Here is a 10,335-nt window from a genome sequence, read left to right on the forward strand (position 1 = left end):
AGCGGGCCTACGACTACCTGGGGAGAAAGACAATGACCAATTTCACCATCGGCCGCTGGCTGCTCGTAGCGCTCGCACTCGTCGGCCTCGCGCTGGCCCCGGGGCTGGGGAGCGCACACGGCAACGACACGACGGCAGATGACGCGCATCCGTATGACGAAACCGATGACGACTGGCCGACGTGGATGGAAGACCACATGACCGATCACATGGGTCCCGGCGCCGTTGAGTGGATGGAAAACCACATGGGTGTGACCGTCAGCGAGATGGCCCGAGACCATGACGACGACCATAGCGGGACGTACGGACAGGACCACGCTGGCGACCACCACGGGCCCTTTGGACAGGGCCAGACTGACGACCACCGCGGAACGCACGGACAGGGCCACTGCTGAAGACCCTGCCCAATTCGTATACATCGACCGACCACCGTGACCGGACAATACAGAATCATGACCCAACACACCACGCAGATTGGACGTACCGCTTATCGACTCACGTTATCCGTCGCCTTTGGGCTGGTCGTGACGACTGGCACCGCTGCTGCCCACAGGGGCGGGGGCTACGGAGGTGGCATGATGGGGGGATCAACGATGGGGGGTAGCTGGGGACTTCTCGGCGGAGCGATGGGGCTTGGGGGACTCCTCTGGATGGGGCTGCTGGTCGCACTCACGCTGTACCTCGTCTGGATGGTCTGGGGTCGGGGAGACGACGAAGGCGGCGAGCGCTCGATGGTGGTCCTCCGCGAACGTTACGCGCGTGGTGATCTCTCAGATGAAGAGTTTGAGCGGAGGCGGGAACAGTTAGAGCGGTCCCTCTGAAACGGGTCTCGTAGCGATAGCGGAGGGACAGTTCCCGCGCGTACTTCATCTGGACACTACTGTTAAATATACAACAATTGTACCATGGCGTATGAGCTACACGATGGAAACGTCAGCGACTGGTGACTTCGACAAAATGGTCGAACGGACCGTCGACGCGCTCGAAGACGAGGGGTTCGGTGTCCTCTGTGACATCGACGTTCGGAGCACGTTCGAGGAGAAACTCGGGGAGGAGTTTCGACAGTATCGGATCCTCGGCGCCTGCACCCCAGCGCTCGCACATGAAGGGCTGACTGCGGAGCGCGACCTGGGCGCACTCCTCCCGTGTAACGTCATCGTCTACGAGACTGACGATGGCGGTGTCACCGTGGGTGCTGTCGACCCGCAACAGCTCGTCGGCATCGCGGACAACGACGCACTCAACTCGATTGCAACAGACGTTACCGACCGATTCGAACGGGTGTTATCGACAGTCGGCAACGGACCTCGGTAATCGCATGTCCGTCGACCACACATCCGACGGCCTGCTGCGCGCCGTCTTGCTTGTCCTCGCAGCCATCGTCTTGTTGCCGGTGTTGATGATGGTACTTGCGATGCCGATGATGGGGATGATGGGCTGGTGGTGGAACGGGGGGATGGCCGGGGGCCTTTCACCACTATGGGGCGTCGGGATGATGCTTGTCTGGGTGCTTGTTCTCGGTGGCATTGGGTACCTCTTGTATCGCGGCTTCGCCGGTCGCGTTGGTTCGTCCGGGACCACTGACCCTGCACTCCGGGAACTCCGGATGGCATATGCTCGCGGTGACCTCTCCGAAGAGGAATTCGAAGAGCGTCGTGCGAAACTTAGTCGCCAGAAGTCGAACTAGCCCACCAGCAAGTCTCTGTGTGTACTGTGGCAGGAATTTTGGCAATGTGTTGTCTTGCCCAGAATTTGACTCAGGCCGTCATGGGAGCAACCAACAACTGGTCTCTGTGGCTACTGGTATTCGTCGGACCGAAACAGACCGAACAGGTGCCGGTGGCGGTCATCCGGGGTCGTCATCGCGCTATATCCCTTTCAAACTATCACAATCTAGCACAGTGAAGCTAGTGAAACACGACCGTGTCGAGTCTGGTAGTTTGAGACAAGAGTCGCCTTCATTCGTGTCTCTCAGCCAGACGTCATGATTGCTGTTCAGTCACGAAAGCGTGATAGAGGTAGTATGTCGTCAGCAAGATGATGAGACTTCCGCACGCAATGTCGCTCCAGAATATCAGCCCAGAAATGTCTCGATAGAGCGGAAAGGCCAGGAGGAGCACTCCAGCAGCTAAATTCACGCCCAGAGCACCGCCGTGCATCGACTCGCCTTCTACCGCGCGGCGACTGCTGTATCCCGCGACAACGACGAGAACGCCGCCAGCAAGGACATCGGCCCGGAAGAGCTCCACTGTCAGTTCGACTAGAGACGGTGCTGCCATCACCCAAGTTCCGACAGCAGCTACGAAGTAATGCGACCAGACTCTATTCATACCGTACGAACCACCAACAGTGTATCATTGGGGCCATTGGCGTTCGTCAGATTGCAGGAGTCCCAACAGGCGCCGACGGCGGTCATCCACTGTTTTCATCGCGTCATGGAATTCCTCGGGAGCGACTGTCGGGACGCCACCCTCATGAACGTCGGAAATCGCTGGCACTGGGGGTGATTCATCAGCCGCTTGGACGAATGCGGTATCAAGTGTCTCGAGATACGTACTGACGCTCGAGCGAGCCTGTCTAATGGCCAGAGCATTCGGTCGGTGTTGTTCCGGGACACCGAACTGGAGGAGTGTCAGCATCTCGTCGAAGACCGTGATGGTCGTTGCCGGGGCTCGCTCAGTGTCAGGTGTGTAGAAGTAATGGAGTATTGGATACGCCTTGTGATTCGAGGTAAGCGTGTTAATCTGCGTCGAGATAGTGTTTAGCGGGAGTTCGAGGCCCTGGAATCCCTCGCCGTTCCAACTCGTCGCTAGGATTTCGGTACTTCGAGACCCGAGCCCCGACAGACTAGTCGCAAGTGCCCGTTTCTGCGTGACGGCGCCAAGTACCGAGAGCACGTAGGTGACGCTCAGGGTTACGAAGAGCATCCCACTCGCGGTGGTGAGCGCCGTAACGACCTGCCAGACTCCATCCTGTGGTGTGAAGTCACCGTTGCCCATTGTGAACACCGAATAGCCGACGAAATACAGCCGCTCAGTCCACGATATCGGTCCTGCATCTCGCGTATCGATGAGCGCGTTCTCTGCACCGGCGAACAGGAACGTCCAGCCGACCCACAACAACGTAATCCAGACAACCAGACTACCGATGAGGATCACTGGACCGGCGACCGATAACCACCGGGGGCGGTCGCTGGCGACACTTCGGAGTCCGTCCCACGTCCAGCCCATCAGTCGGCTTGTCATCGGTCCAGCCCCGCCCTCGACCCATATTGTCGTCCATAGCAGGTCGCCAACGGCAAGGAGGAGACACACTGAGCCGAGAACTAGATAGCCGTAGTTCATCGGACGTTCTCACCGTCACCCTCAGTCACGCCAGCACTATCCAGCAGACGTCTCACTGTTGCATGCTATCGAGTATTTTGACAGCCCGGGATTGCATATCGGCATCCAGCACTTCTTCACCGACGAGCAACTGGAGCGTGTCGTCACACTGGGGCGTCCCCATGGCTTCGAGAGCTTCCTCGCGGAACTGCGCCTCGATATCGTGGTTTCGGACGAGCGCAGCTAGTTCATCGCATTCATTGGCAGTCTTGAGGGCGTGAATTGCCTCTTTGCGGTCCGCTTCGCTTGCAGATGAATCAGTCGCCTTCTCGACGTACTCGGTTGGGGTTCGTGAGCTCATGGTTTTGTTGAGGTGCACGCGGGTGAGAACGGCGTGAGTGCCGCGGTTTGGTTACGCTGAATATCCGTTCGGGACCTAGCCGGAGACGGCTGAACGGATTACGTCTGTGACACAGTCCAGCGTGTGGATACCGCTAGGGTCGTCTTCGTCGACGATATCGACTTGAACTGCCAGCGCAAAAAGTGTAACTTGAGTGGAATTACCATAGCTGAGCACTCCGAGGATATCAGCTAGTAGCAACTGTCCAACGACAATAGCCGGTAACCAATCCGCACAGCATCCGTATCAAGTCGCTTCTGTCGGAGGCACTAACGGTCTGTTGGCATGACCAACGAGACAGAGACGGTCGAAGGCTACGTAATGGACGTCGGCTGTATCAGGAAGAACGCGCGTGACGAACTCCTGCAGAAAGCCCGTGTCCACACCCGAGACTGCGCGCTCATGGGTCACTGTGTCGAGAGCGGCTATGGTATCGTCACCGACGGTGACAGCCTTACAGTTCTCGACCCGGACGCAACACCGCATGTTGTCGACGTCGTCGAAGCCTCGGACACAGCTGAGGGGATTCGACTCCATGTAGAGCGTGAACACCGCGACGGAGCGATGGAAACCACGGACGTTACTGAAATCGCGTCGACGGACTGAGGCCGCTCACCCGTCGTTGGCAGCTGTCTGGAGCGTCTCGTACTCCTCTTTGAACGCGGACTCACACGATGTACAGCAGAGGTAGTACCGGCGTGTCTCCACTGTCACCGAGACACCGTCGCCTCTGATGGGCTTGCCACACTGGACACACTCGATTGCGAGGTCGGCGTGGTCGATTCCCGGATTCCACACTGAATGCGACACTTTCCGAATCTCGTAGCTCTCGACACTCTCTTGGGTGAGTGTCTCGGTGACCAGCTCTTCGAGTTCTCGGTCGTTCATGAACGCGTGGACCGTCACGCGTGGCTCGAAGGACTGCACCACGTATTCGACCGCGTCGATGGCGGTGAGCGAGGCCACGAGAGCGTCAGCCTCTCCGGGCTCGGTTTGTATCTCGATGAGCACTGCATCGCCGACCCGGAGCATCGAGCGGTCGATATTCAGCGTAAATCCCTGGATGACGCCGAGTTCTTCCAGTCTGCTGACGCGGTTCGACACTGTCGGTGCCGAGAGGCCAACTTTCTCGCCGATCTCCGTGTACGACTGCCGGGCATCATCGAGGAGCAGTCGCAGTATCCGCACATCCGTGTCGTCTAGTTCACTCATTGCCGGATATCCGTTTTCGAACCACTCTAATCTGTGACCGGCAGGAGCAAGCTTCTCTAGACTGGCTTATAAGCAAGACCACCGAGTGGGGAAACTTGGCCGCCTCAGAGCCACACCTTCGAAGTGCAAAATGACAAAAATTTCACACCCCACTATCTGTGTATGTCTCTCGCAGAGACGGCCGGGAAGATCGGCCACCTGGACGACGAGGAGCGTGAGTGTCTCGAAAACTGCTTCGAAGCCACCGAGGTCTGTGAGTGGTGTGCCGACGAGTGTGTGGGCGAGGGCGAAGAGATGGCGCGCTGTCTCCGACTCTGTCGGGACGTCGCCGACATCGCCTCCACGCACGCTCGGTTCATGGTGCGAAATTCGAACTACGATACCCAGCTCGCCCAGCTCAACGCGGGGCTGGCCGAGGAGTGCGCCGAGGAATGTGAGCGCCACGACGCCGAGCACTGTCAGGTCTGTGCCGACGTACTCCGAGAGTGCGCGGAGTCCTGTCGAAACATGGCGTCGGGTAGTTAGAACACCAGTGGCCATGAGATGAGTCAGGACCGACCACAAACCAACCGTCTCTTTTGACACAGACCAATGGACGCATGGAAAACGCTGGCCACCGTCGTCGCTGCGCTCGTCGTGGTCATCGTCGCCGCACAGCCACTCTACGTCGTCGCGCTGACGCTGTTCGACTACGGCCAGACGCCCGACGGGACTTACGCGACGATGCAGACGAAAGACACCACTCGGTTTCCGGCGGATAACCCCGCACAGCTGAGTGCGTACACTGCCCAGGCCGCGAGACCACCGGGCGCGAACGCCTCGTACGATACCGTCGTTCGTGTTCCCGAGGACGACTGGCAGACAGCGCTCGCAGCCTCTAGGTTACGAGCGGCCTCCGACGCCATTGTCCTCTATAGCGACGCACCGGTCCCGGGCGACGGGAACGGAACTACTGCAACACGAAATGCGTCGACAGTACAGCTGTCTGGGGGCAATCCGGCACAGACCGCCGCGCAAATCGCGACACGAGGGAACGATAGCGACGACGTGAGCCCGAACAACGTCATCATCGTTAGCAACGAGTCGCCCCAGTGGGCGCTTCCGGCCGCCGCGTGGAGCGCCTACAGCGGTGACCCGATTCTTTACGCCAACGAGAACGGTGTCCCGAACGCCACGCAACGGGCCATCGACGATCTGAACGCCTCACACGCATACGTCCTCGCGCCGCCTGATCTCGTGAGTCAGAACGCGCTCAATGAACTGGACGTCGAGTGGACACGCGTCAGCGGGTCGACGCCACAGGACCACGCTGTCGAGATCGCGAAGTTCCGCGACGAGTCCCGGGACTTCGGCTGGGGTATCGACGAACGCGACAAGGTCGGGTACTACAACACGATGCTGGTCAATCCTGACCAGCCCGCCCACGCCGTCGCCAGCACGAACCTTCAGTGGGGGAAGGCCGGTCCGATACTCCTGGCCCACGACGACGGGACACTTCCCGCTGTCACGGAGAACTACCTCTGGCGAATCCAGTCAAGCTGGTTCTCCACGCCCGCTGAGGGCCCGTTTAACCACGTCTTCGTTCTGGGACCCCTAGAGGTGGTGTCTTGGGTGTCACAGGCCCGGAGTGACTACGCCGTCGAGATTACCCCCTACCGGCTCCAGGGACCCGGCATGAGCCCACTCGACGCGCTCTCGGCGTCGTGGGCAGCATTCAGTTTGCTGGGGGCGTCGTTCGTCTACGCACACATCCGCCGTCGGATTCCCGAGACGAGCGACTGGACCAAACTCGTGTGGCCGATGTTCACACTGCTGCTCGGCCCCATTGGCCTGGGATTCTACTGGCTCGCCTACCGTGGCCGTGAGGTGGTCGAACGCGACGGCCACCAGCGCGTCGTCAGACCGTACTGGCTACGGGCCGCCTCTGCCACAGCGATGGGTATCGCCTTCGCCGCGAGCACGATGATAGCAGTCGCGTTCGGCCTCACCTACTTCGGGATGCCGCTGGTGGTGTTCGAGAGCCCGGTGTTCATGCTCGGCAGTTCGATGGTGCTCATGATGGCTATCGTCTACGTCGTCGCATTCCTCGTCTCGTGGCTCATCTTCCACATCCCGATGTTCGAGGAGTCACTCGACCTCGACCGACACGCGGCGACTCGGCGCGGCCTGCTGGCCGTCGGAGTGAGCATGACGAGCGTCTCAGTTGGAATGATGACGATGATGTACTTCCTGATGATGCTCAATCTCCCGATGATGCCCGGCGACGACAACATCCTGTGGTTCGGTGTGATGGTGTTCTCGACGCTCATTGGCTTTCTCATCGCCTGGCCGGTCAACGGCCTGCTCGTCCGCAAGAACGTCAAACCCGGAGGTGCACTATGACCGATAAAAGCAGACGACAGCTCCTGCGAGACCTGGCAACGATTCCGGCCGCGGCCGGTCTCGGTGGCATCGCAATGGCCCAGAGTGAAGACGGTGGGCAGCAGACTGGCCCCGAGACAGCAGATTTCGACGAGTGGACGGCCACGACGATGACGACGCGGTTGGCCGGCGAAAACATGTACGAGACGGCGGCTGCCTACAGCCAGAGCGTCTATACGGCCATCAACGAACCGACCTACCCCGGCGCGCTCATCCTCGTCAACGATAGCGTACTCGAGGCGGCGCTCCCGGGTGTCGGCCTCATCCACCATCCTATCGACGGCGCCGTGCTGCTGACACGGCAAGACGAACTGCCGCAGGCCACCCGCGACGAAATCGAGCGGGCGCATCCGGAGGGGGTCGGGATGGACGGCAACGTCCAGGTGTATCTCATTGGGAGCGAACGCTACATCAGCGACGCGGTCAGGCAGGAAGTCGAAGCGATGGGGATGGACGTCCGTCGCATTCCCGGTACCAATCCGGTTCGCGTCGCCGCGAACCTCGACCAGTACGTCAGCTCGATGCACGGCAACCACGAGGACGAAGTGATTATCGGGAGCCTGGACGCCCCGGACCGCTCCATCCCAATCCAGTCCTGGAACGCCCATGGCGGCGACGGCTTCCTCTGGGTCGAAGCCGATTCGATTCCCGAGGAGACGGCCGAGCAGCTCGAAGCCCGATACGACTACGCCTACATGTACCTCGTCGGCGACGAGGCGGCAATCAGCCCCGAGGTAGCCCGGAACCTCAGCGCGTACGGGCACGTCACACGGATTCCCGACGCCGGCGACCCCTATAGCGTGAGTGCCGCGTGGGCCGGGTTCAAAGACCTCGGCCGGAACCAGGGCTGGTGGTTCGGCGAGTGGTCCCGGAACATCGGATGGGGGCTGGCTGAGCCCGGACATAACTTCATCTTCTCGAACCCGAACGACTGGCAGACAGCCATCCCAGCCAGCGTCGAGAGCCACCGCGGCAAACACGGGCCGATGCTCGCCGTCAGGCAGGACGAACTCCCCACGCCCGTCGAGAACTACCTGCGGAAGTTCTTCGAGCCGACCGACGCGGCGCCGTACGACCGCAAGTACAACCACGGCTGGATCGCCGGGCCACCAGAGACGATTAGCCGGGGCGTCCAGGCTCAGGTTCACGGCATTCTGGAGGGAGGTGGGCCGTCATGAGACGAGTTATCGCACGCTACGACGACCCAGCCGATGCAACGGAAGCAGAAGAAGACCTCCGTAAGGACGGCTACGATCCGGAACGCCCGGATATCGAGAATCCGTTCTTCGATCCTTCGGCTCGGCCACCGGAAGCACGTGGCCTGCTGTGGGGCGGTCTCGTCGGCGGCGTTCTCGGTGCGATACTCCTGTTAGCGATGGCCATGGATATGATTTGGTTCCCGCGTCTCAGTCCGATACTGTCAGCTGGGCGGCTTGCGCTCGTTACCTTCGGGTTCACCATCGGCATTGCCATCGGTGGCTTCATCGGCGGTGTCTGGGGATTGTCCAAAGACGTTCCGGAAGCCGAAGGCCCTCGTGTTGCAGTACGAGTCTCGGACGCAGAGGTGGACGAGGTCGAAGACCGACTGCGGATGCATGACCCCACGGTGGTCGACGATGCGGTCGCCCGACATGGTGGGTAGTGAGTCATCGTAGCGTTCGTGTCGGCGGCTGGTCCGCTGGTCGGCTGGCTTTCTGCTTTGGGTATCTAGAGAGGTCGTAGTCGTGATCGTCGAGGAGACCGAGCATTTGGACTGCGTATAGGTTGATCTCGTGGTGGAGTGTGTCCGGTGAAGCTGGAACCTCCGGTTGAGGAAGGCAGCCTCCGCGAACAGTTCCGACAGTACAGTAAATTTGAAGCATGAAGGAGGACCTCAGGTGTCAGAGAATCGATCGGGCTCGATTCCCGACAACCGCATCGCGTTCCCGGTGACGCCGAGACTCATCCCCATGTCGCCGACCACGACTGCAAGCGCGACGCTCACTAGCCCCAGAGGGACGCCCAGTGCGAGCAGGAACTTCACGCCAAGACTCCCCCAGATATTCTGCCGAATGACGCCGTTGGCCGTGTGCGACAGTTCGTAGAGGTACGGCAGCTTGCCGATGTCGTCGCCCATCAGCGCGATGTCGGCGGTCTCGAGCGCGGTGTCAGTGCCAGCTGCGCCCATCGCGATGCCGACTTCCGCGGTGGCGAGCGCGGGCGCATCGTTGATACCGTCGCCGACCATCGCCACCTCGCCGTACTCCGCCTGCAACTCCTCGACAGCGTCGACCTTCTCCTCCGGCAGGAGTTCGGCACGGTACTCGTCAACGCCGACCTCCTCGGCGATTGCCCGCGCGGTGCCCTCGTTGTCGCCGGTCAGCATCACGACGCGCTCGACACCAAGCTCCTGCAGGCGCTGGACGGCTCGCTTCGAGGCCGGGCGTACCTCGTCGGCGATGGCGATGGCACCCAACAACTCCGATTCTGTCCCGACGAGGACGACCGTCTTGCCCTCTCGCTCCAGTGCGGCGAGCGCGTCCTCGGTGAACACCCCATCGTCGGACTCACCCGCGTCTTCCGCCATGGCGCCGCCATCCGTCTCACGGCGTGCCCGAGAGAGATCGAAGCCCAGCTCCTCGAAGAGCGCGGGCTTGCCCGCATAGTACGTTTCGCCATCGATTTCCCCGCGGATGCCCTTTCCGGTGAGGCTCTCGAAGCCGGTCGGGTCGGGCAGGTCGCCCACGCCCGCCTCGTCGGCGCGGGAAAGAATCGCTGTAGCGATGGGATGCTCGCTCCGCCGCTCCAGTCCGGCGGCGCGACGGAGCAGATCATCCTCCGTGGTGTCGCCGACCGGGACGATGTCGGTGACCGCGAGTTCGCCCTTCGTGAGCGTCCCCGTCTTGTCGAGCGCGACGGCGTCGACTTCGCCCATCGCCTCGAGGTAGTTGCCGCCCTTGATCAGGACGCCGTTCTTTGCGGCACTGGTGATGCCCGACA

The 10,335-nt window shown here is 60.9% G+C and carries 14 protein-coding genes; 9 read left to right on the forward strand and 5 right to left on the reverse strand.

All coding sequences use genetic code 11. The features are described 5' to 3' along the window. Window positions 1-32: 32 nt before the first annotated feature. From NDI56_RS21335 to NDI56_RS21350, 4 genes are all read left to right on the forward strand, one after another. Window positions 33-395, forward strand: coding sequence for a hypothetical protein (locus tag NDI56_RS21335; RefSeq protein ID WP_220589981.1), 363 nt, complete (start codon window positions 33-35; stop codon window positions 393-395). A gap of 57 nt (window positions 396-452) precedes the next feature. Further along, window positions 453-821 carry an SHOCT domain-containing protein gene (locus tag NDI56_RS21340; RefSeq protein WP_310921773.1) on the forward strand — a complete coding sequence of 123 codons (369 nt, stop codon included), beginning with the start codon at window positions 453-455 and terminating at the stop codon, window positions 819-821. Window positions 822-912: 91 nt separating this feature from the next. Further along, a complete protein-coding gene (locus NDI56_RS21345; protein WP_310921774.1) occupies window positions 913-1,314 on the forward strand; it encodes a DUF302 domain-containing protein in 402 nt (133 codons plus the stop codon). A gap of 4 nt (window positions 1,315-1,318) precedes the next feature. Beyond that, the gene (locus NDI56_RS21350) at window positions 1,319-1,687 is read left to right on the forward strand and encodes an SHOCT domain-containing protein (RefSeq protein WP_310921775.1); all 369 of its coding nucleotides are present in this window, start codon (window positions 1,319-1,321) and stop codon (window positions 1,685-1,687) included. A gap of 295 nt (window positions 1,688-1,982) precedes the next feature. Here NDI56_RS21350 and NDI56_RS21355 read toward each other — a convergent pair whose 3' ends face one another. From NDI56_RS21355 to NDI56_RS21365, 3 genes are read right to left on the reverse strand one after another with little or no spacing between them, the layout of a single operon-like run. Continuing rightward, window positions 1,983-2,330 (reverse strand): SPW repeat domain-containing protein, encoded by a 348-nt coding sequence (locus NDI56_RS21355; protein ID WP_310921776.1) that lies wholly within the window; start codon window positions 2,328-2,330, stop codon window positions 1,983-1,985. Window positions 2,331-2,354: 24 nt separating this feature from the next. Next, window positions 2,355-3,344, reverse strand: a complete 990-nt coding sequence (locus NDI56_RS21360) for an ion channel (protein ID WP_310921777.1) — start codon at window positions 3,342-3,344, stop codon at window positions 2,355-2,357. Between the two features lie 52 nt (window positions 3,345-3,396). Then, entirely contained in the window at window positions 3,397-3,684 is a 288-nt protein-coding gene (locus NDI56_RS21365; RefSeq protein WP_310921778.1) for a hypothetical protein, read from the reverse strand. A gap of 324 nt (window positions 3,685-4,008) precedes the next feature. Here NDI56_RS21365 and NDI56_RS21370 point away from each other — a divergent pair, with 324 nt between their 5' ends. Further along, window positions 4,009-4,329: a hypothetical protein gene (locus NDI56_RS21370; protein ID WP_310921779.1), complete on the forward strand. Its 321-nt coding sequence runs from the start codon at window positions 4,009-4,011 to the stop codon at window positions 4,327-4,329. Window positions 4,330-4,335: 6 nt separating this feature from the next. Here NDI56_RS21370 and NDI56_RS21375 read toward each other — a convergent pair whose 3' ends face one another. Beyond that, window positions 4,336-4,935: a winged helix-turn-helix transcriptional regulator gene (locus tag NDI56_RS21375; RefSeq protein ID WP_310921780.1), complete on the reverse strand. Its 600-nt coding sequence runs from the start codon at window positions 4,933-4,935 to the stop codon at window positions 4,336-4,338. Between the two features lie 162 nt (window positions 4,936-5,097). On the opposite strand from NDI56_RS21375, the gene NDI56_RS21380 reads away from it, so the two are divergent. From NDI56_RS21380 to NDI56_RS21395, 4 genes are all read left to right on the forward strand, one after another. Continuing rightward, window positions 5,098-5,460, forward strand: a complete 363-nt coding sequence (locus tag NDI56_RS21380; protein WP_310921781.1) for a four-helix bundle copper-binding protein — start codon at window positions 5,098-5,100, stop codon at window positions 5,458-5,460. A 66-nt stretch (window positions 5,461-5,526) separates the two neighbouring features. Continuing rightward, window positions 5,527-7,317, forward strand: a complete 1,791-nt coding sequence (locus NDI56_RS21385) for a DUF4396 domain-containing protein (RefSeq protein WP_310921782.1) — start codon at window positions 5,527-5,529, stop codon at window positions 7,315-7,317. After that, window positions 7,314-8,534 (forward strand): cell wall-binding repeat-containing protein, encoded by a 1,221-nt coding sequence (locus NDI56_RS21390; protein ID WP_310921783.1) that lies wholly within the window; start codon window positions 7,314-7,316, stop codon window positions 8,532-8,534. The genes NDI56_RS21385 and NDI56_RS21390 overlap by 4 nt, the downstream gene beginning before the upstream one ends. Further along, the gene (locus tag NDI56_RS21395; RefSeq protein WP_310921784.1) at window positions 8,531-8,998 is read left to right on the forward strand and encodes a hypothetical protein; all 468 of its coding nucleotides are present in this window, start codon (window positions 8,531-8,533) and stop codon (window positions 8,996-8,998) included. Before NDI56_RS21390 ends, NDI56_RS21395 begins: the two co-directional genes overlap by 4 nt. A 231-nt stretch (window positions 8,999-9,229) precedes the next feature. Here NDI56_RS21395 and NDI56_RS21400 read toward each other — a convergent pair. After that, window positions 9,230-10,335 (reverse strand): heavy metal translocating P-type ATPase (locus tag NDI56_RS21400; RefSeq protein ID WP_310921785.1); only part of this gene is annotated, 1,106 nt, incomplete at its 5' end.

Source organism: Halomicroarcula saliterrae (assembly GCF_031624395.1).
GTDB lineage: Archaea > Halobacteriota > Halobacteria > Halobacteriales > Haloarculaceae > Haloarcula > Haloarcula saliterrae.

Excerpts from the sequence above, each read along its gene's own strand:
- NDI56_RS21335 (WP_220589981.1), top strand. The coding sequence starts at position 33 with ATGACCAATTTCACCATCGGCCGCTGGCTGCTCGTAGCGCTCGCACTC.
- NDI56_RS21340 (WP_310921773.1), top strand. The coding sequence starts at position 453 with ATGACCCAACACACCACGCAGATTGGACGTACCGCTTATCGACTCACG.
- NDI56_RS21345 (WP_310921774.1), top strand. The coding sequence starts at position 913 with ATGAGCTACACGATGGAAACGTCAGCGACTGGTGACTTCGACAAAATG.
- NDI56_RS21350 (WP_310921775.1), top strand. The coding sequence starts at position 1,319 with ATGTCCGTCGACCACACATCCGACGGCCTGCTGCGCGCCGTCTTGCTT.
- NDI56_RS21355 (WP_310921776.1), bottom strand. The coding sequence starts at position 2,330 with ATGAATAGAGTCTGGTCGCATTACTTCGTAGCTGCTGTCGGAACTTGG.
- NDI56_RS21360 (WP_310921777.1), bottom strand. The coding sequence starts at position 3,344 with ATGAACTACGGCTATCTAGTTCTCGGCTCAGTGTGTCTCCTCCTTGCC.
- NDI56_RS21365 (WP_310921778.1), bottom strand. The coding sequence starts at position 3,684 with ATGAGCTCACGAACCCCAACCGAGTACGTCGAGAAGGCGACTGATTCA.
- NDI56_RS21370 (WP_310921779.1), top strand. The coding sequence starts at position 4,009 with ATGACCAACGAGACAGAGACGGTCGAAGGCTACGTAATGGACGTCGGC.
- NDI56_RS21375 (WP_310921780.1), bottom strand. The coding sequence starts at position 4,935 with ATGAGTGAACTAGACGACACGGATGTGCGGATACTGCGACTGCTCCTC.
- NDI56_RS21380 (WP_310921781.1), top strand. The coding sequence starts at position 5,098 with ATGTCTCTCGCAGAGACGGCCGGGAAGATCGGCCACCTGGACGACGAG.
- NDI56_RS21385 (WP_310921782.1), top strand. The coding sequence starts at position 5,527 with ATGGACGCATGGAAAACGCTGGCCACCGTCGTCGCTGCGCTCGTCGTG.
- NDI56_RS21390 (WP_310921783.1), top strand. The coding sequence starts at position 7,314 with ATGACCGATAAAAGCAGACGACAGCTCCTGCGAGACCTGGCAACGATT.
- NDI56_RS21395 (WP_310921784.1), top strand. The coding sequence starts at position 8,531 with ATGAGACGAGTTATCGCACGCTACGACGACCCAGCCGATGCAACGGAA.